This window comes from Arthrobacter sp. TmtSoilC79, assembly GCF_059739405.1.
Window position 1 is genome coordinate 1,013,874 of record NZ_AP046051.1, and the last position, 19,125, is coordinate 1,032,998.

Here is a 19,125-nt window from a genome sequence, read left to right on the forward strand (position 1 = left end):
GACCCCAGATGTCGATTCGTGCAACAAAGAAGTTCGCGCTCAAAGCTGCAGCCGCCGCGGCCGTTGTAGCCATCACCATGACCGGATGCGGCAGCTCGCCGCAGGCCGCCTCCGATGGAACAGTCACCCTGCGCTTCAGCTGGTGGGGTTCGGATGTCCGCCACAAAATGACCCAAAAACTTATCGATGCTTTCGAAGCAGAGAACCCCACCATCAAAGTCAAAGGCGAATACGGCGACTGGTCCGGGTACTGGGACAAGCTCGCCACCCAGGTGGCCTCCCAGGACGCTCCGGACCTCATTCAGATGGATGCCGCCTACCTGGGTGAATATGCCGAACGCGGCGCCCTCCTGGAACTGAAGGACGTAGACCTCGGCAAGTTCGATTCCGCCGTGGCAGATGCCGGGAAGGTTGATGGAAAGCAGTACGCCGTCACGGCCGGCGTCAACGCCCAAGTGGTCTTGGCCAACCCCTCGCTCCTGACCGCCAGCGGTGTCAGCTTGCCCGATGACAAGACCTGGACCTGGGATGAATACAACAAGGCTGCGGCAGCCATCACTGAGGGTAGCAAAAGCGGTGTTTATGGCTCCGGAGCTGTCAGCGGCGACGCTCCCATGAATCTCTGGTTCCGCCAGCACGGCAAGTCGCTGTTCACCGCCGACGGCAAGTTTGGCTTCGACGAGGAAGACCTGGCGGGCTGGTACGAGTACCAGGCCGAGCTGCGCGATTCCAAGGCCGTGCCTCCCGCCTCGGTCATGACCGAGGACGCCACCGCTTCGGTGGACCAGCAGGGCCTGGCCACCAACAGGTTCGGGCTCGCCTGGTATTGGTCCAACCAGCTAAGCGCCCTCACCAAGGCCTCGGGCCAGCCGCTGGAGATCCACCGGCCGCCGAGCACGGACGGCAGCGCGGCGAGTGCCAAGCAGTTCTACAAGTCCTCGCAGTTCTGGTCCGCCAGCTCCCGTACCAAGCACCCGGCCGAAGTCCAGAAACTCATCGACTTCCTGGCCAACAATGTGGAGGCCGGAGAGATAGCCCTCGCGGACCGCGGTATCCCGGGTAATTCGGAGGTCCGTGCTGCTGTCCTTCCCAAACTGACCCCCGAAGACGCAGCCACGGCAAAGTTCATCGACGAGATCTCCTCCGAACTGGGAGACGCCGTCCCGGTGCCGCCGGCAGGTTCCAGCTCCGCCGTCGAAGCTTTTGGCCGCTATGGCCTGGAAGTGCATTTCAACCGGATGTCACCCGCTGACGCCGCCAAAAAGGCCATGGACGAGGCGAAGAGCGCGCTGAGCTAGGCCCCGTTCACGCCCGCGAGGTGGCATTTGGTGACAGTTCCGGGCGGGAACATTGTCACTAAATGCCATCCCGCGGGGTGAATCGCCACGTTCCCGGACCTGCCGCGACGGTCCGGTCCGGGAGCACCACCTGCGCATTGATGCCCGCGGGGACAGTGCACTCCAACTCCATACCGTCGGCCGTCCGTTTCCAGGACACGGCAACCGCTCCGCGTTGGGTGGGCACGCTACCGGAGGCCTGTTCCAGGCGGCACACCGGCGGTTGAATCACGACGGCGGACGCCCCCGGCGCGGTCACCCGGACACCGAGGAGGTACTCAAGGATCTCCCGCACCACAGAGGCCGACCACGCGTGTGACTGGCTGTAGTCAGTGCCTTCCTCCAGCTCCCAGGCCTCCCAGGTGAAGGACCCTCCGGCCTCCAGCAAGCGTGCCCACCCGGGCTGTGTGGGATTGGTCAGGAGATCCAGGACAGCATCCAGCTGGTTTTGTGAAAGCAGTGCACGGAGCAGTCGATGCACGGTCATGGGACCCTGCCGCATGCCCATTCCGGCGAGTCGCCCGGCGTCCTTGGCCGCATGCTCGGAAGGCGTGATGCCCATGGACAACGGGAACGACGTCGCATGTTGTGACGCGTTAAGGCTTGGCCGGCCGTCAGCGTACAGGCCGTCCACCATGACCCCGTCCACGCGCAGCCGGGCGTTGATATGCCCTGCCAACTCATCCGCCGCGTCCCTATGCCTGGCCGCCTCACGCTCAAAGCCCGCTGCCGCGCAGAGCCGGCTGACGGCGTCGAGCACTGACCAGCCCTGGGCGTTCACGGTGGTGCGGGCCACGCAGTCCATGTCGTACCCGAAACGGCCCGGCGCCGGCCAGTCCACGATGCCGTGCAGGTAGGGACCCGCGCCGCCCCCGAGATCGGTAACCAGCCCGGCGGTGGGGCCACTGCCGGGAATGTGCCGCAGCACGTACCCGGCCGTGTCCAGGAGGCAGGGAAGCAGCTCGTGGAGCAGCGCGTTATCCCCGCTGAGCCGGTAGTAATCCTCCACCCATTCGGGCATCATGAGCGAGAAATCGGGGATGTCCCGCTTGCCATCGCCGTTGGGATAGACGGCGTTGTAGCGCCCCCGCTCTTCGGACGAATCCCAGTAGCGCTTGGCAGATCCCGCGAACTCCCGCAGGGCCTTGGCCGTGAAATGCCGCTCACCGAACAAAGCCATGGTGGCGTAGGAGATGTTCACGGCATCGCCCAGGAACTGGCCCTTCTCACGGGTGGGCGTGTCCACGAACTGTTCCTGCGCACCGAACAGCGCTGAGTCCCGCAGGAGGGTGAAGACCCGGTTCAGGGTGTGATCGGAGCTATGGAAGCTGCCTTCGAAGGGGTGCCCGGCGTGGAAAACCCGTGCCCCCACCGCACCGAGCTCCTCCATCTGGACGCCCGGAAACTCAAGGTAGCGGAACCCGAGATGGACAGCCGCCTCATAGCGTTGGGGTCCATCCTTCTGCGTGTAAGGGAAGGTCATATCCGTGTTCTGGCTGGCGGTTTTCCCCCTATCCACGCGGCCATCCGGTTGCAGGGTATATCCCGCGCGGAGCATCACGGTCCGGCCGTGATGGCCCTGGCGGAACTCCACCACCGGCCTACCCGGAACCACCCTTCCAAAGTCCGCCACCGGAGTGCCGTCCCCGGCTGTGAAGAGTTCGACGGCGGAGACCTGGTTCCGTGCGACGCCGGCGTAGTTCGGGCTCAGCACGGGAAAGTCGGCTACGGGGTGGGCTCCGAGTGAAAGCGCCGGGTACCAGTTCTCCGGTGCCGGCCATGCTGTGGCATCGAGGTGCTCGATCGGATCGCCTTCGTCGTTGCGGTATCCGCCCTGGCGGTAGGGTCCCTCGGCCACCATCCACTGTGGCCCGGATCCGAACACGTCCCGGGTGCCGTCGTCGTACTCCACTGTCAGCTGGGCCAGCAGCCCCGGCCTGCCCGCCGCGCGGCCCTGGCCAGGTCCGTACCAATGCGCGACGGCGGTCAAGGCGGCGGTGCTGCTGGAACGCAGTGCATCGGTGACGTCGGCGGCGTTGTAGAAGTGTTCGCCCGGGTAGCCGAAGTTGGTGGTCTCCAGACAGGGAGTGCCGTTGAGGGTGAACGCAGCGTGATGGCTTGCTGCAGCGTAGAGGCGGGCCCGGACAACGGGGCGCCTGAGGGCGAAGGTGGCCTTGGCGAGAGTCCATTCGTCGGGCTGGCGGAGGGGAGTGACGGTGTTCCAACCGCTGAGGGCGCCGGGGGCGGAAAAATCGCTGGTCAGGACGGTCTTTCCGTCACTGCTGACGTTCACGGACAGGTATTCGGACTGGCTGCGCGGTACCTGGTGGAAGGCGATGCCTGTTCCGGTGCCTGTTCCGGTGCAGGGCGCAACGTCCGTCTCCAGGACTGTGGTGCCGTCAATGGTGACAGTAATCCGCCGGTCGTCATCGGTGACCACCAGGTCCTGCCAGTCCTCGCCGGCCATGGCACCACCGGCGCGCGACACGGGGGTTGCCTCAAAGGCCGGGGTTTCAGCCAGCACCTCCGTTGCCGGCGCGGTCATGGCCCCGATCTCCCAGTCAGGTGCCATGCGGAGGACGGCCGTGCGATGTGGTTTGAGTTCCAGCAGCACACCGTTGCCCGGCCCGTTGCTGCGGAGGATGATCCCGGCCGTACCAAGCCGCAAACGGAAGCGGGCAGTGATGACTGTGCTGCCGCCTGCAGAAACAGGCCAGGGCAAATGGGGTGATCCGCTGACGCGCAGCGACCCGTCCACCAGTTCCATCGGAGCACGTCCGCCTGGATTTCGGTGGATCCATTCCGCAGCCCAGTCGATGCCCGGGTGGTCGAAGATTCCCGTGCTGAACCGCGCCGGTTGGCTGGCGCTTCCCAACGCGCCCTCGGAGTCAGTGAGTTGCACGGTCCACTGGTAGTCACTGTCCTGGCGCAGCTGGGGGCCCGTGTAGGGAAGGTGGTGCTGCTGGTCCGCGACCACAGTGCCGGAGTCCCATACTTCCGCCCCGGCCCGGTCCATCAACCTGATGCGATAGGCACTTTGGAACGATTGCCCCGCGCTCGCAGAGGGGCCCGCATCAAGCAACCAGCCGAAGCTTGGCGAGGGCGGTGCCATCAAGCATTCCGTTGAGCCCTCGACCATGAGGTTCGTGGCGACCAGCGGTGAAGCCGGGGTGCCAGAGGTCATCGGGCGGCCACCAAATCCTCGATCCCGGCCATATCCAACGTTCCATCACTGATCCATACGGTCACGGAACGGGAGAGGGACTGGTTCTCTGCCAACTCGACGGCGGTATCCCAAGCCAGCGCGGAGCCGACCGCCGGGTAACCGCTGCAGCGGACAAACCAAGGATCGGGCGATTCCGAAGGTGCCCCAAACACCAGCGTTGCAGGGCCGCCGTCGAACTCTCCGGACCAAGCCAGCCACGGCGTCACTGAACCGTGCACCGCATGTTCGCCGACGGCTGTGGAGGAGAAGACGCGGGAATCTGCGTTGGCAGGCAACCGCCAGAAAAAGCCGCCATACCCGCTGCCGGCCGCGCCATGGGACCCCGGACTCCCCAGCGAAACATCAACGACGGCGGTGAGTTCCGTGGTGATATCCAGTCGCCACGTGCGGTGGTCAAGGAGCGTGCGGTGGTCAAGGAGCGAGCGACGGAAAGTGCGCCGCTCCTGGAGCAGCAGTCCGCCATCGGCACCGAGCCACTGGAGGTCGGCCGTGGTCTGGTCCGAACCGTGGGTAATGCCCTCGACCACGATCCTGCCGTGATCGTTCAGGTCCACGTACTTCCCTGCGGTCCTTCGATAGCTGCGGCCGCCCCAGAAGTTGCTGCCGTTGACATCCTGGAGCGCGAAACCGGCGCCCAAGTGCCACACATGGTCGGATGCCATATGGTCCGTAACCACGATGCCACCCCGGGTGGTCACCGGATGCAGGTAAGGGCGCGGCGACAACGCTGTATCAAGGCCGGTGCCGCGGCGGAGGACGGCGGCGGGTGTCGGCGGGAGAAGCGTCGGCGGGAGAGCCGACGGCGGGAGTGGCAGCGTCGGCAGGAGAGCCGGCGACGTGAATGGCAGCGGCAGCGGCGTCGGCGAAGAGTGCCTCGGTGGAGGTTGTGTCAGGTCGAGCCCAGGGGAGGGCGAGCTCGGAAAACGTGGCATGGGCCAACGTGGCCCGTTCCAGGATGTCCTCGATCTGTGGGATCACAGCGTGGGCCTGGTCTCCGTCCCCTACCCACGTGACGAATTCCGTGGGTATCAGGGCAGGAGCTTCAGCTGTGCGGATGGCTTCGAGAACCCTCATGAAGGCGCCGCTGTGGTCCAAGGGGCTGAGCAACGCGGTGCCCTGCGCGAGGTGCTGGAGCAGGTTTCCGGTGAGGTCTTCACGCCCAAAAACCCGGGAGGTCTCGCCGGCCTCGGTTCGGACGGTCACGCGATCCTCGGTGTAGTGGAATACAGCAGTGCCTTCGGTGCCGTGCAGTGTGACGTACGGTTCCACGGATTCGGAGGCGCACAGTGTGAGGGCGCACGTTATGGGCAATCCGCTGGTGGTCTGCATTCGGATCACGGAGGTGTCGTCCGCTTCGATGTCGTTGGCCCGGTAGAGATCCGTATCCACAAAGGCAAGGTCTTCGGCCTTGCGGGCTCCGGCGATGCGGAGGGCGGTGGCGATCGCGTGGGCCAGGGGGTTGGTTGCAACGCCATCCACAACGTCCACGCCGTCGAGGTTCCGCTTGCCGGCCCATCGCGAGCGCTTGTAGTAGGCGCGGTCCCGCACCCAGCGGCCCGTAGCGGAAATGCTTTTGAGTGTGCCGATACCGGGCAGTTGTTCCGATGGTTCGCCGGCGGCCAACTGTGCCAGCGGGGCGAGCGCGTGGGACCCCAGGCTTTGGAATCCGATCTGGACACTGCGCCCAGCTGCGGCGGCCGCGTCCTGGAGGCGGAGAAAATCGGCCATGGAGGCCACCGGGGGCTTTTCGAGGTAGAGGTCCGCTTTGGAGGCAAGGACGGAGAGGGCCAGCGGTGCATGGGTTTGAATCGGCGTAGCCACGATGATGACGTCCGGGTGGTGGTCGCCGGCCAACAGGTCATCGAGCGTGGCGTGAACAGCGGTGGTTTCAGGCAGGGCACCGGCTGCCGGGGGATTGGGGTCCGCCACTGCAACGAGGTCAACTGCTCCCATCCTGGCCAGCCGTTGGAGATTGTTCAGGTGGTGTGTTCCGAAACCGTGGACTCCCACCAAGGCAATCCGGGCAGGTGCGTTCTTGGGCGCCGGGGCAGCCCGGTGCGGGTCAGGGCTGGTGATGGACTCGATGGAAGGGGTGTCCATGGCTCTCCTCTGCTGGCGCTGCAACGAGGGCGGCGACGCCTTCGTCGGGGTTGTTACGTAAGTGTTCAGGCTGGTTCAGGCTATACCTAGCAAGCGCTTTCCCAGTTCGGGTTCCGCCCAGTGTATCGCGGCTTCAGTCAGAATGTAACGATTCAAGAAACGCCTTGACTGGACCCCTCCCCGGCGTCTAAGTTGCTGGGAAAGCGTTTACTTTAGTGACATGGCCCACTGGGGCCTACCCCAACTGACTGGCGACCACGGTTGCTCCGGAGCTCTTCGGCGAATCCTTGCGGCAGTCATGGGGGCCTGTTCTGCAACGATGGAGAAAGGGGGAGCGCCATGGCCTCTGGAGGATTTGGCTTCCGTGCCTATACGCTCTTCGACACACTCGTGTGGATTGCCTGCCTGAACATATTGTGGATGACCTTCACAGTGCTCGGGGGAGTTGTCCTCGGGGTCGGGCCCAGTACTGCTGCCGCCCACGTCCTGGTGCGTGACAAGGTGCGGGGAAATGCTGCACCCTTGATGCGGCGCTTTGCCAGGGAGTACTTCAAGAACTTTGCCAAGGGCAACGCACTGGGTTTGCCCTTGATTGTCGTGGGTGTCGCGCTGTCCTTGAATTGGGGCTACTTCTCCGCGGGCTGGGATTTTGGTTCGCAGATCGCTTCGGCCGGGATCCTGCTGGCCGCCCTCTTTGCTGCAGGGACGGTCTGCTACCTCTTCCCTATGTTCGCCCGCTATGAACTGTCCCTTCCGCAGTACTTCCTGATGTCCTCGCGTTTTGCCATGCGGCACCTCGCTGGAACCGTGATTCTCCTGTTCGTGACCGCCGCGGCCGTGTTCGTCTGTCGGTCGGTTCCGGGGCTGATCCCGTTCTTCGGCGTGGGCGCCTGGTTGTACGTCACGGGCTGGCTCTGCGACCGCTTCTTTACTGCCAACGACGAAGCGATGTCAGCCGACGCCGATGCAACGCCAGGCTGTGTTTCCACGTCAACCCCCGCCGCTGCAGGCGCAACGCTTGCCACCCTCCCGGTGCCCGCCGCCCACCCGGTGCCCGCCACCGCAAGTGCTGGCCGAACACCGGTAGCGGCCGGCGGCCCTGTTTCCACGTCAACCCCCACTACGGAGGCCAGCCTTGCCTGAGCTCAACCGTCCTCGACCCGCCTTTGGAGGACCGCCAGTCCTTCACCGTTCCCTTGATGTCCAAGGAAGCAGTGAGCTGGTAGCCCATTCCTCTGGCGCGAGTACTAATGAAACGTATCAAGATGCAAGTGGGCAGCACATATGGAGCCTTAAAAGGTTCCCCGGTGTGCCGTCAAACCAAGAGTCGAAAGACACCAACCCCGATGAAGTGGAGCAGGTAAGACAATGATCCGTAGAAAACACACGTTGGCCGCCGCCGTCGTAGTTTCCGCAGCCCTGGCGCTGACCGCCTGCGGTGGCGAAGCGCCGGCGTCGGACCTTTCCTCCGTCAAGATCATGGCGCCGTTCCTGGAGGCGCAGCCGCCCACCGCCGATGGCGCCGTCCAGAAGAAGCTCGAGGAACTCACGGGCAAGGATGTCAATATCACCTGGACGCCCAACGCGTCCTATGAAGACAAGATGAACATAACCTTGGCGTCCTCGGAGATCCCGCACGTCCTGGTGGTCCAGGGCAAAACCCCCGGCTTCGTGAAGAACGCCGAAGCCGGCGCCTTCTGGGACCTGACGGACAAGCTCAAGGACTACCCGAACCTGAAGACCACCTTCCCGGAAGTCCAGCAGAACGCCAGCGTCAACGGCAAGGTCTACGGGGTGTACCGTGGCCGCAACCCGATCCGCGCTGCGGTGATGTTCCGCCAGGACTGGCTTGACAAGCTGGGCCTCAAAGCGCCCGAAACCACCGAAGACCTGTACAAGGTTGCCAAGGCATTCACCGAACAGGACCCGGATGGCAACGGCCAGAACGACACCTACGGAATCACCATCCCCAAGTGGGGCGCGCTGGGAACCAACAGCCCCTATGACCTGATCGAAACCTGGTACGGCGCCGGAAACCGCTGGACCGAGCGTGACGGCAAGCTGGTTCCCAGCTTCGAAACCGACGAGTTCCTCGAAGCCAACCGGTTCGTCAAGAAGATGGTCGATGAGAAGCTCATCAACCCCGATTTCGCAACGTTCGACGGAACCAAGTGGAACGAGCCGTTCTTCAACGGCAAGGGCGGCATCATTATCGACGTCGACTCCCGCGTCAGTGTGCTGATCAACCTCTTCAAGCAAGCCAATCCGAACGACTTTGAAAACAAAGTGGGCTTCGTCGGCAGCCTCAAGGGACCTGACGGCGAACTGCACGCCCACCCCACCGACGGCTACTCCGGCTTCCTTGCCATTCCCAAGTCCAGCGTCAAGACCGAGGCGGACCTGAAGAACGTCCTCACCTTCCTGGACAAGCTGAACAGCAAGGAAGTTGCCGTCCTGATGAACAACGGCATCGAAGGCGTGAACTTCACCGTGGAGGACGGCCTGGCCGCGACCATCAAGCCCGAAACCCCGGAGGGCAAGGTGGTCAACACCGACATCAAGAGCTTCGCGCAGCTGGGCACCAACGTTACGGGCAACAACTTCTACCCCGTCAAGCAGGCCTCCGCGTACGAGCAGAAGGTCTTCGATGACCGCGTATCCGTCATGGCCGAGGACCTCAAGAGCGCTGTGTACAACCCGGCAGCCGCTTTCGTTTCACCCACCTACGTTGCCAAGGGCGCGCAGCTGGACAACATCGTGGCCGATGCCCGCATCAAATACCTGGCCGGGCAGACCGACGAGCAGGGCCTGAAGGACGCCATCAAGCTGTGGAACACCAGCGGCGGTGACAAGGTCAAGGAAGAAATCAATAAGCTCTGGCAGGAAAACAAGAAGTGACTGCCCCGGTTGTAGAAGCCAAAGCTTCGGAGCGGGTGGCCGCCAAGCCGCCCGCCCCGGCGCGGCGGCGCGGGTTCGCCGTCCACTTCGCGCACTACAAGTGGCTGTATCTGCTGCTGTTGCCCGGAGTCCTGTACTTCGCGATCTTCCGGTACGGGCCCATGTACGGGGTGTCCATCGCCTTCAAGGACTACGTTCCGTTCCTTGGAGTCAACGGCAGTCCCTGGGTGGGTTTCACCAACTTCACGGACTTCTTTGCCAACCCCGACTTCCCGAGACTGCTCGGCAACACGCTGATCCTGGCGTTCCTGAACCTGGGCATCGCGTTCCCGTTGACCATCATCCTGGCGTTGCTGCTTAACGAGGTCCGTCTTTCGGTGCTCAAGCGGACCGTCCAAACGCTGGTCTATATCCCACACTTCCTGTCCTGGACCATCGTGGCGTCACTGAGCTTCCTGCTCTTCGCCCTGGACATCGGACCGTTGTTCCAGTTCGTGAACGGCCTGTTCGGGACCAACGTGGACATCCTGTCCGATCCCAACTGGTTCCGGCCGTTGATCGTGCTCCAGGAAATCTGGAAGAACACCGGCTGGGGCACCATCATCTTCCTCGCCGCGCTGGCCACCGTGGACCAGGACCAGTATGAGGCAGCGATCATCGACGGCGCCGGCAGGTTCCGCCGCGTCTGGCACATCACCTTGCCCGGCATCCGGTCCACCATCATCGTCATGCTCATCCTGGCCATCGGGCAGATGCTCAACACCGGCTTCGAGCAGATCTACCTCATGACCAACGCACTCAACCGCAGCGTGGCAGACGTCTTTGATACCTACGTGTACTTCGTGGGCATTACCCAAGGCGCCTACAGCTACAGCACCGCCGTCGGGCTCTTCAAGTCCCTGGTGGGAATCGTGCTGATCTTTGGCACCAACTGGCTGTCCAAGCGGTTCAACCAGAGCGGACTGTTCTAATGAAGATTCACAACACCCGGGGCGGGCGGGTCTTTGATGCCGCGAACTACGTCTTCCTGAGCCTGATCGGCATCATCACCCTGTTGCCGTTCATCTACGTGATTGCAGGGTCCTTCGCCAACGAGGCCGAGATCACCCGGCGGGCCTTCTTTGTCTGGCCCGAGCAGTTCACCCTTGGCGCCTATGAGTACATCTTCTCCACCCCCGCCTTCACCAGGGCGCTGATCACCACGGTGCTGGTGACGCTGGTAGGCACGTTGATCCAGCTCATCCTGACAGTCACCATGGCCTACCCGTTGGCGAAGAAGAACCTGCGCGGCCGGAAGCTGATCATGTCCCTGGTGGTCTTCGCCATGGTCTTCTCCGGCGGCATGATTCCCACGTTCCTGCTGGTCAAGGACCTTGGCCTGCTGAACTCCTACTGGGCGTTGATCCTGCCGGCGGCCATCAACCCGTTCAGCCTGATCATCATCAAGAACTTCTTCCAGGAACTCCCGGCCGAGCTGGAAGAGTCTGCCAAAATGGACGGCGCCACCGAGATCGGGATCCTTTGGCGGATCCTGCTGCCGTTGTCCAAACCGGTGCTGGCCACGTTCGCGCTGTTCTACGCGGTGGGGATCTGGAACGACTTCATGTCGCCCCTGCTCTACCTCAGCGACAACAACATGTGGACCCTGCAGATGTACCTGCGCCAAGTCACGGCGGCCTCGGACCTCCTGGGCACCGGCAACGTGGATCCGTCCTACATCCCTCCCGAGCAAGGCATCAAGTTTGCCGTGATCGTGGTGGCCACCTTGCCCATCCTGATCTTCTACCCCTTCCTGCAGAAGCACTTTGCCAAGGGCATGCTGATCGGCTCGGTCAAGGGCTAGGGACTGCTGTTTCCATGAAAGGACAACCATGAAAATCCTCCTCGCGGGCGACTCCACCGTTGCAGCCTGCCCCAGCTACGAATATCCGATGAGCGGCTGGGGTGCGCACCTTGCCCCCGGGACGTACTGGTGGGCTGCCGTCCACAACTACGCCAAGGGCGGCGCCACTACGGAGTCGTTCCGGGAGGAGGGTCTTTGGTACCAGCTCATCAACCAGACCGTCCAAGGGGACGTTGTCCTGATCCAGTTCGGGCACAACGACCAGAAGCGTGAACACCTGGCCGCCCGCACCGGCTACAGGGACAACCTCAGACGGATGGTGGCCGAGGTCCGCAGCAAGGGTGGCATTCCCATTCTCTGCACGTCCGTGGAGCGCCGGCATTGGCTTGATGGCACGCTGGAAGCCACTTTGGGGGACTACCCGGCGGTGGTCCGGGAACTTGCCGAGGAGCTCGGCCTGGACGTTATCGACCTCAATGAATGGACACGTGGGCTTTACGAGGAACTGGGGGAGGAAGGCTCCAAGGGACTCTTCTGCCATTTCGCACCAGGGGAGCACGCGCATTGGGCCGGCGGACTGGAGGACAACACGCACTTCCACGAGAAAGGTGCGCAGCGGATCGCAGCCTTTGTGGCGGAACAGTTGGAGGCCCTCGGCTACGGCCTGTCGGCCACCCTCACAGCGGGGGCGCTCAACGCGGAGGCGCGTGCGTGATCCACTCGAACCCGCTGCGGGGCCCTGCCGACGTTGCTGATTGGATCCCCGAGGGGCCGGTCCAGTTTTCTGCGCAGGTTTTCGGAGCGGCCGACGACGGCGGGCGCGGCTTGGGTGCCGACGACGGCGGGCGCGGTTTGGGTGCCGACGACGGCGGGCGCGGCTTGGGTGCCGATGGCACCAGTGCTCTGGTCCTGTCGGGCTCCCTTGACGCGGACGAGCACGGCGACCACGCCCATTGGACGCTCTGGTGCCCTGAGGAGTTGCCGGACCGCGTCAGGATCAGTTGGGAGTTCCTTCCCTTGGAGGAGCCAGGCCTGGCCATGGTGTTCTTCGCTGCACGGGGTCACAGTGGCGAGGACCTGTTCTCTTCCGCTCTGGCTCCGCGTACCGGCTTCTATCCGCAATACCATTCGGGAGATATCGACGCCCTCCACATCTCGTATTTCCGGCACAAACATGCCTCCGAGCGGGCCTTCCGAACCTGCAACCTCCGCAAGAGCGCCGGCTTCGAACTCGTGGCCCAAGGGGCGGATCCTTTGCCGCCTGCCGTTGACGCCGATGGGTTTTATGGCATCGAGGTGGTCAAAGACGGTCCGCGTGTGGCCTTCTCCATCAACGGGCTGCCGCTCTTTGCCTGGACCGACCCCTCCCCGGAACCGCTCGGGGGCGGATATTTCGGGATCCGCCAAATGGCACCCCTGAAAGCCGCCTACAGAAACCTGTCCATCGCACCTCTTTAGCGCGCCCGCCCCTGTGACGGGGCACACGAAACCATGACGTAGGATGTCCACATGCCCCTCTTTGACCTTCCCCTTGAGCAGCTCCGCGACTACACCTCAAGCGCGGTTCCGCCGGCAGACCTTGATCACTTCTGGGACCTCACCATTTCCGAGGCCAGGTCCCTTCCGCTCGATGCCGTGTTCGAACCTGTGGACAACTACCTCTCCGTGATCGACACCTTTGACGTGTCCTTCTCCGGGTTCGGCGGAGACCGCATCAAGGGTTGGCTGCACTTGCCCGCACAGCGTGAGGCGGAGGAACAGCTTCCCGTCGTGGTGGAATACATTGGCTACTCCGGCGGCCGTGGACTGGTCAACCAGAACACCCGCTGGGCACAAGCCGGCTACGCCCACTTCATCATGGACACCCGCGGCCAGGGGTATGGCGGCGTCTCAGGGGACACCCCGGACCCGCACCCGTCAGCGGGCGGGAACAATTATGCCGGGCTCATGACCCGCGGCGCCGACCACCAGGACAACTACTACTTCCGCCGGGTCTACGTGGACGCGTTCCGTGCCGTGGAAGCGGCGCAGAGCCATCCCGCCGTCGACCCTTCCAAGGTAGTTTTGGCAGGCGTCAGCCAAGGTGGCGGCATAACGGTCGCCGCCGCAGGGCTGACGGCTGGAAGGCTCGACGGCGTGATCGCCGCGCTGCCCGACGTCCCGTTCCTGCAGGATTTCCCCCGCGCGATCGACATCACCCCGCGCGGCCCGTACCCGGAAATTGCCGGGTTCCTGGGGCGTCACCGCGACAAATATGAGCCGATGCTGGCGGTGTTCAACTACTTCGACGGCGTGCACCTGGGCCGTGCTGCCACCGTGCCTGCACTCTTCTCAGCTGCCCAAATGGACGACATCTGCCCTCCGTCCACCGTTTTCGCGAGCTACAACAACTACGGGGTTTCCGGCGGTGCGCCCGAAAAGGACATCGAGGTATACCGCTTCAACAACCACGAAGGCGGACAGGAACACCACTGGATCAAGCAGTTGGAGTTCCTTCGCAAACTTTTGTCATCATGACGGACGCAATTTGCCCGGTCTGAAGAACCGCGGTTATGGTGTGGCTATGACAAACCGTTGGTATGCGTATTTTTCGTTGGCTCTGGAGGGGCCCGCGTCTAACTGACACGCATCCAACTTTCCTTCAGAGCCAACAGGGCAGAGATCATTCTCTGCCCTTCGCCATATCCGGCGGGTTCTGAAAAGGGGCCCGCTCCGCATCCCGGAACAGGACCCAGACATGACCAGCATCGCTGCAGAACCCACCGACTCGCTTGATTCCGCCTCCGATCCGGATCAGCCCGCTACCTCCAACCTGCGGGTGGCCCGCTTCGAGCCGCTTCCGGCGCCTCAGGACCTCATCGCCGAGTTGCCGCTGGACGCCCGCTCAGCAGCCGTCGTCGACCGCGGCCGTGACCAGGTCCGCGCCATCATGGACGGTGTTGACGACCGCCTGCTGGTGATCGTTGGCCCGTGCTCCATCCACGATCCCAAGGCCGGCCTCGAATACGCCCGCCGGCTGGTCAGCCAGGCCGAAAAGCACAAGGAAGACCTGCTGATCGTCATGCGGACCTACTTCGAGAAGCCCCGCACCACCGTTGGCTGGAAAGGCCTCATCAACGATCCCCACCTCGATGGCAGCCATGACATCGCTGCGGGCCTGCGCGCCGCCCGTGGCTTCCTCAAGCAGGTCACCGCTTTGGGTCTGCCCACTGCCACCGAGTTCCTCGAGCCCATCAGCCCGCAATACATGGCTGACCTCGTGTCCTGGGGTGCCATTGGTGCCCGCACCACCGAAAGCCAGATCCACCGCCAGCTTGCCTCAGGATTGTCCATGCCCATCGGCTTCAAGAACGGCACCGACGGCGACCTCCAGGTGGCCATTGACGCTTGCGGCGCCTCTGCCGCGGAGCAGGCCTTCCTGGGAATCGACGACGCCGGCCGCGCGGCTCTCGTGGCAACCTCCGGCAACCCGGACACCCACGTCATCCTGCGCGGTGGCCGCAAGGGGCCTAACTACTCAGTGGACGATGTTGCCGCTGCTTCCGCCAAACTCGCCTCCAAGGGGCTGAACCCGCGCCTGATCGTGGACGCAAGCCACGCCAACAGCGGCAAGAGCCACCACCGCCAGGCAGAGGTAGCCCTGGAAATCGGTGCGCAGCTGGAGGCAGGGGAGACCTCGCCCATCGCCGGCGTCATGTTGGAGAGCTTCCTGGTAGGCGGAGCCCAGAACCTCGACACCGCCAAGCAACTGGCCGGGGAGCAGGAACTCGTATACGGGCAGAGCGTCACGGATGCCTGCATGGAGTGGGATGTCACGGCGTCGGTGCTGGAGCAGCTCGCGGCTTCGGCCCGGAAGCGCCGCGCGGTGGTTGCCCTGTAGCATCCCCGGCGCGGCGGTAGGTTGGGCCGGCTCCGTTTCGTGGCTTCGCTGCGCAACATGCCGTGCGCCCGGCACTCCCGGCAGCGAGCCCACGAATCGGGCGCTGCGGGTGAGGGGTGGGGGCAGGGCAAGCGGAGGGAGTGTGGTCCCACTTTGCGGAAATGCTTTCACATTGGCCCCATCAGCCTCTAGAGTATCTAGCACATGGTTGTTGGATGGCTCAGCATCGGCACACCGTTCTACTGGGGGTGTCCTACTGTCTGAGAGCAAAGGAATATGGGAAATGTCCGCAGAGACTAACTTCTCGAATGCGCGTTTCATGACGGTGGCCGAAGTGGCCGACGTCCTGCGTGTTTCCAAAATGACCGTGTACCGCCTGGTCCACTCAGGGGAAATGCCCGCCGTCAGGTTCGGCCGTTCCTTCCGGGTTCCTGAAGAGGCCGTCGCCCAGTACCTTAAGGGTGCAGTGGTGGACGGACAATCCGAGACCGCCTGAGGCCTCCCGGTCCGTCCAGCGGACCGTGGTCACAGGGTGCCCCTTTGAAGCGGTACTCTGTTAAGGAACGTTTTACGTCAATGTAAGAATCTGTCAGTTGTACTTGTCTGCTTCCGCGGATCTGTTCCAACAGACAGGAACTTCTAGTTTGTAAGGAACTTTCGTGGGTTCAGTTATTAAGAAGCGCCGCAAGCGTATGGCCAAGAAGAAGCACCGCAAGCTGCTTCGCAAGACCCGCCACCAGCGCCGCAATAAGAAGTAGAGATACTTCATCAAGCGTGAATGCCCGCTGCCTTTCGAGGTGGCGGGCATTTTTGCATCCGGACCTTCTCTCATGTCCCCTGGGGTTGGCCGGACGGTCTCTCACGTCGCCCGGGGTTTGGGCCGGACGGTCTCTCATGTCCCCCGGGGTTGGGCCGGTCCTTCTCTCACGTCCCCCGGGGTTTGGGCCAGACGCTCTCTCACGTCCGCGGGGTTTGGGCCAGACGGTCTCTCACATCCCCCGGGGTTTGGGCCGATCCTTCTCTCACGTCCCCCCAGGTTTGGGCCGGTCCTTCTCTCACATCCCCCGGGGTTTGGGCCGATCCTTCTCTCACATCCCCCCGGGTTTGGGCCGGTCCTTCTCTCACATCCCCCGGGGTTTGGGCCGATCCTTCTCTCACATCCCCGGGGAAAAGCCCGAAGCAACCGCGGGATCCTGCCATGCTGATCGTAGAGCGCCCTTAATCTGCCGAGTGGCGGACGTAAAGTTGTCCGCCAAATCGTCTTTCCCGAATTTGAGGACGGTCCAGCCCGCTGCCTCGAACGCCTTGTCGCGTCTCCGATCGCTGAACATCTGTTCCCGCCCAAGGTGATGACCGCCGTCGTACTGTATTGCTATCCGACGATCACGGAAGCCCAAGTCTGCAGACGGCGAGAACGGGTCGTTAGGGCGGAGCTGCACTTGGAGCTCGGGTTCGGGAATGCCGGCGTCCAGCATCGCCAAGCGAAGCAACGACTCGGACGCAGAATCCGCCCCGACACGCATCAGGTCCAAAGCTTCCCTTGCGCGGACAACGCCCTGCAGGTTCTTGTGTCTGTCCACCAACTGTCGAAGAGCCTCCAGGGTGGTGAAAGGCGTGTCTCGTTCTTCGAATTCCGGTCTGGGCCTGCGGATGAGTTCGTCGCCCATGCAGATGAGATCGCGGACCGGCAGGCGCCTTGCCAGATCCAACCAAGTCCGGGACCGAGTACTCATCCAGATGCCTTCGACGCACTCGATTTCGTCATCAAAGGCAACCACAGTATGTCCGATCACTCCCTTGCGCCGCACAGATGGCAGCTGCCTCGGCTTGCTGAGGTGCAGCTCATTGGAGTCCGACAACCACGGCGGAAGACACGCACCTTGCAACCTCGCTGCCGTTACATGGGAAATCCAAGCGCCAGGACTTACCGCTGACAGCGTTCTAGCGGCGGCTGACAGCTCAAAATTCCAATCCGATGGCCGGTAAATGCCACGGCTGACCCCATCGACCGTGGTGCGGTTCCAGAGGTTTCTTAGCCCCAGACCTGCCGTCTTCGCTTCTTCGAGCGTGAATGGTGCGTTGGTGAGGTGAGCCGGAAGAGGCATGACATTCTGCATACTTGGCATTCTTGCCCAGAAACGCTTGTGTCATCGGAAGTTATCCACAGGCTCGTTGGGGCCTCCGGGGGATGTGAGCGAGCGTTTGGGTTGTGGCCCGGGGGATGTGAGCGAGCGTTTGGGTTGTGGCCCGGGGGATGTGAGTGAGCGTTTGGGTTGTGGCCCGGGGGATGTGAGTGAGCGTTTGGGTTGTGGCCCGGGGGATGTGAGTGAGCGTTTGGGTTGTGGCCCGGGGGATGTGAGTGAGCGTTTGGGTTGTGGCCCGGGGGATGTGAGTGAGCGTTTGGGTTGTGGCCCGGGGGATGTGAGTGAGCGTTTGGGTTTGGGGGCGGGGGATGTGAGTGAGCGTTTGGGTTGTGGCCCGGGGGATGTGAGCGAGCGTTTGGGTTGTGGCCCGGGGGATGTGAGCGAGCGTTTGGGTTGTGGCCCGGGGGATGTGAGCGAGCGTTTGGGTTTGGGGCAGGGGATGTGAGAGAAGGTCAGATGCGGGGGCCGCGGAACCGTGAAAATCCGCGCCAGAGGCCGTAGACCGCCCCGCCCACCGTTGCGGCTTTCAGCCCCAAGGTTGCCGCGCGACGGCCGGAACGAAAGTCGTACACCGGCCAGTTGTTCTCACGAGCATGCCGGCGCAGCTTTGCATCCGGGTTGATCACGACTGGGTGCCCCACCATGGTGAGCAAAGGGATATCGTTGGCGGAATCGCTGTAGGCCCAGCAGTGATCCAGATCCAGGCCTTCCCTATCGGCCACAATCTGGACCGCCACTGCCTTTGCAGGCCCGTGAAGAATGTCGCCCACGAGTTTTCCCGTGTACATGCCGTCTTCCACTTCACCCACGGTGCCAAGGGCGCCGGTCAGTCCGAGCCGGGTGGAAATGACCGTGGCTACCTCTATGGGTGTAGCCGTGACGAGCCAGACCTTGCGTCCAACCCTGAGGTGCTGTTCCGCGAGTGCCTTGGTCCCCGGCCAGATCCGCGACTCGATCATTTCGTCGTAGACCTCTTCGCCCAGGGCCTTGATGTCATCAACAGTGATGCCGGCAGCAAGGGTAAGCGCGGAGTCGCGGACAGAGTGGACGTCTTCCATGTTCTCGCCCCGCATGACGAACTTGAACTGCTTCCACGCGAATCCAGCCGCTTGCGAAAGTGTGAAGGCCTTACGTTCGTACATTTTGCGGGCAACGTGGAAGAGGCTTGCACCCTTCATCAAAGTGTTGTCGACGTCGAAGAAGGCGGCTTCGCCCGTGCGCTTCTGCACGGCGTCCTTCTGCACAGTGTGCTTCTGCACCAAGGCATCTGCGACCACGGCGGCGTTCTTCTCCTCGGGCATGTCTTGAGTCTAGTCAATCGCCGGGAACCGCGTTGGGGGCGCACGGGTGAACCGCTTGAAGGTGGGGGATGTGAGAGAGGGTGCGTCCGGTGGGTGGGGGATGTGGGAGACGGTTGGACGGTACCTTTGAGGCATGGCTATTCCCGACGTCGTCCTCCTCACCAAAGCTGACTGCCACCTGTGCACGGAGGCGCGTGCCGCCGTCGAGCGTGTCACCACAAGCCTGGGCGTGCAATGGACTGAACAACGGATCGACGACGATCCCCGGTTGCAGGAACGCTTTGCCGAGGAGATTCCCGTAGTGCTGGTTGATGGGATCCAACGTGATTTTTGGAAGATCGACGAGGACCGGCTTACGCGCACCCTGAAGAAGGTCCTGGAGGGCTGAAAGCAGGA

17 protein-coding genes are annotated in these 19,125 nt (G+C 63.1%); 12 read left to right on the forward strand and 5 right to left on the reverse strand.

The genetic code is table 11. The features are described 5' to 3' along the window. Nucleotides 1–8 precede the first annotated feature (8 nt). Nucleotides 9–1,298 carry an ABC transporter substrate-binding protein gene (locus tag AC6JA3_RS04790; RefSeq protein ID WP_347782713.1) on the forward strand — a complete coding sequence of 430 codons (1,290 nt, stop codon included), beginning with the start codon at nt 9–11 and terminating at the stop codon, nt 1,296–1,298. 58 nt (nt 1,299–1,356) lie between these two features. Here the strand turns inward: AC6JA3_RS04790 and AC6JA3_RS04795 are convergent, their stop codons facing one another. The 3 genes from AC6JA3_RS04795 to AC6JA3_RS04805 are packed head-to-tail and all read right to left on the reverse strand — an operon-like array spanning nt 1,357 to nt 6,663. Beyond that, on the reverse strand, nt 1,357–4,521 hold the full coding sequence (locus AC6JA3_RS04795; protein ID WP_347782714.1) for a family 78 glycoside hydrolase catalytic domain: 3,165 nt from the start codon (nt 4,519–4,521) through the stop codon (nt 1,357–1,359). Beyond that, nucleotides 4,518–5,261, reverse strand: a complete 744-nt coding sequence (locus AC6JA3_RS04800; protein ID WP_497919927.1) for a DUF6807 family protein — start codon at nt 5,259–5,261, stop codon at nt 4,518–4,520. Before AC6JA3_RS04800 ends, AC6JA3_RS04795 begins: the two co-directional genes overlap by 4 nt. A 34-nt stretch (nt 5,262–5,295) precedes the next feature. Beyond that, complete coding sequence (locus AC6JA3_RS04805; protein ID WP_497919928.1) at nt 5,296–6,663, reverse strand: Gfo/Idh/MocA family protein; 1,368 nt, start codon at nt 6,661–6,663, stop codon at nt 5,296–5,298. A 339-nt stretch (nt 6,664–7,002) separates the two neighbouring features. Here AC6JA3_RS04805 and AC6JA3_RS04810 point away from each other — a divergent pair, with 339 nt between their 5' ends. The 10 genes from AC6JA3_RS04810 to AC6JA3_RS04855 all read left to right on the forward strand — a co-directional run bounded on the left by AC6JA3_RS04810 (nt 7,003) and on the right by AC6JA3_RS04855 (nt 16,042). After that, nucleotides 7,003–7,806, forward strand: coding sequence for a YesL family protein (locus AC6JA3_RS04810; RefSeq protein ID WP_347782716.1), 804 nt, complete (start codon nt 7,003–7,005; stop codon nt 7,804–7,806). A 225-nt stretch (nt 7,807–8,031) separates the two neighbouring features. Next, nucleotides 8,032–9,561 carry an extracellular solute-binding protein gene (locus AC6JA3_RS04815; RefSeq protein ID WP_091549708.1) on the forward strand — a complete coding sequence of 510 codons (1,530 nt, stop codon included), beginning with the start codon at nt 8,032–8,034 and terminating at the stop codon, nt 9,559–9,561. Next, nucleotides 9,558–10,532, forward strand: coding sequence for an ABC transporter permease (locus AC6JA3_RS04820; RefSeq protein WP_026541324.1), 975 nt, complete (start codon nt 9,558–9,560; stop codon nt 10,530–10,532). Before AC6JA3_RS04815 ends, AC6JA3_RS04820 begins: the two co-directional genes overlap by 4 nt. Continuing rightward, nucleotides 10,532–11,404, forward strand: coding sequence for a carbohydrate ABC transporter permease (locus AC6JA3_RS04825; protein WP_026541323.1), 873 nt, complete (start codon nt 10,532–10,534; stop codon nt 11,402–11,404). Before AC6JA3_RS04820 ends, AC6JA3_RS04825 begins: the two co-directional genes overlap by 1 nt. 28 nt (nt 11,405–11,432) lie before the next feature. Beyond that, a complete protein-coding gene (locus AC6JA3_RS04830) occupies nt 11,433–12,119 on the forward strand; it encodes a rhamnogalacturonan acetylesterase (protein WP_347782717.1) in 687 nt (228 codons plus the stop codon). Beyond that, the gene (locus AC6JA3_RS04835) at nt 12,116–12,862 is read left to right on the forward strand and encodes a DUF1961 family protein (protein WP_043431934.1); all 747 of its coding nucleotides are present in this window, start codon (nt 12,116–12,118) and stop codon (nt 12,860–12,862) included. The genes AC6JA3_RS04830 and AC6JA3_RS04835 overlap by 4 nt, the downstream gene beginning before the upstream one ends. Before the next feature lie 51 nt (nt 12,863–12,913). Then, nucleotides 12,914–13,921, forward strand: a complete 1,008-nt coding sequence (locus AC6JA3_RS04840) for an acetylxylan esterase (protein ID WP_026546512.1) — start codon at nt 12,914–12,916, stop codon at nt 13,919–13,921. Nucleotides 13,922–14,141: 220 nt separating this feature from the next. Continuing rightward, on the forward strand, nt 14,142–15,284 hold the full coding sequence (locus AC6JA3_RS04845; RefSeq protein WP_026541320.1) for a 3-deoxy-7-phosphoheptulonate synthase: 1,143 nt from the start codon (nt 14,142–14,144) through the stop codon (nt 15,282–15,284). A 283-nt stretch (nt 15,285–15,567) separates the two neighbouring features. Beyond that, a complete protein-coding gene (locus tag AC6JA3_RS04850) occupies nt 15,568–15,780 on the forward strand; it encodes a helix-turn-helix domain-containing protein (protein WP_017199160.1) in 213 nt (70 codons plus the stop codon). Between the two features lie 163 nt (nt 15,781–15,943). Then, nucleotides 15,944–16,042 (forward strand): 30S ribosomal protein bS22, encoded by a 99-nt coding sequence (locus tag AC6JA3_RS04855; protein WP_003792170.1) that lies wholly within the window; start codon nt 15,944–15,946, stop codon nt 16,040–16,042. 396 nt (nt 16,043–16,438) lie between these two features. Here AC6JA3_RS04855 and AC6JA3_RS04860 read toward each other — a convergent pair whose 3' ends face one another. Beyond that, entirely contained in the window at nt 16,439–17,077 is a 639-nt protein-coding gene (locus AC6JA3_RS04860) for an endonuclease domain-containing protein (protein ID WP_497919929.1), read from the reverse strand. Nucleotides 17,078–17,880: 803 nt separating this feature from the next. Further along, nucleotides 17,881–18,729 carry an HAD family hydrolase gene (locus AC6JA3_RS04865; protein ID WP_026541318.1) on the reverse strand — a complete coding sequence of 283 codons (849 nt, stop codon included), beginning with the start codon at nt 18,727–18,729 and terminating at the stop codon, nt 17,881–17,883. A gap of 133 nt (nt 18,730–18,862) precedes the next feature. On the opposite strand from AC6JA3_RS04865, the gene AC6JA3_RS04870 reads away from it, so the two are divergent. Continuing rightward, complete coding sequence (locus AC6JA3_RS04870) at nt 18,863–19,117, forward strand: glutaredoxin family protein (protein ID WP_026541317.1); 255 nt, start codon at nt 18,863–18,865, stop codon at nt 19,115–19,117. Nucleotides 19,118–19,125: the final 8 nt, after the last annotated feature.

Coding starts and splice junctions, on each gene's coding strand:
- AC6JA3_RS04825 (WP_026541323.1), top strand. CDS start 10,532: ATGAAGATTCACAACACCCGGGGCGGGCGGGTCTTTGATGCCGCGAAC.
- AC6JA3_RS04845 (WP_026541320.1), top strand. CDS start 14,142: ATGACCAGCATCGCTGCAGAACCCACCGACTCGCTTGATTCCGCCTCC.
- AC6JA3_RS04795 (WP_347782714.1), bottom strand. CDS start 4,521: ATGACCTCTGGCACCCCGGCTTCACCGCTGGTCGCCACGAACCTCATG.
- AC6JA3_RS04865 (WP_026541318.1), bottom strand. CDS start 18,729: ATGCCCGAGGAGAAGAACGCCGCCGTGGTCGCAGATGCCTTGGTGCAG.
- AC6JA3_RS04805 (WP_497919928.1), bottom strand. CDS start 6,663: ATGGACACCCCTTCCATCGAGTCCATCACCAGCCCTGACCCGCACCGG.
- AC6JA3_RS04790 (WP_347782713.1), top strand. CDS start 9: ATGTCGATTCGTGCAACAAAGAAGTTCGCGCTCAAAGCTGCAGCCGCC.
- AC6JA3_RS04810 (WP_347782716.1), top strand. CDS start 7,003: ATGGCCTCTGGAGGATTTGGCTTCCGTGCCTATACGCTCTTCGACACA.
- AC6JA3_RS04830 (WP_347782717.1), top strand. CDS start 11,433: ATGAAAATCCTCCTCGCGGGCGACTCCACCGTTGCAGCCTGCCCCAGC.
- AC6JA3_RS04850 (WP_017199160.1), top strand. CDS start 15,568: ATGTCCGCAGAGACTAACTTCTCGAATGCGCGTTTCATGACGGTGGCC.
- AC6JA3_RS04870 (WP_026541317.1), top strand. CDS start 18,863: ATGGCTATTCCCGACGTCGTCCTCCTCACCAAAGCTGACTGCCACCTG.
- AC6JA3_RS04815 (WP_091549708.1), top strand. CDS start 8,032: ATGATCCGTAGAAAACACACGTTGGCCGCCGCCGTCGTAGTTTCCGCA.
- AC6JA3_RS04840 (WP_026546512.1), top strand. CDS start 12,914: ATGCCCCTCTTTGACCTTCCCCTTGAGCAGCTCCGCGACTACACCTCA.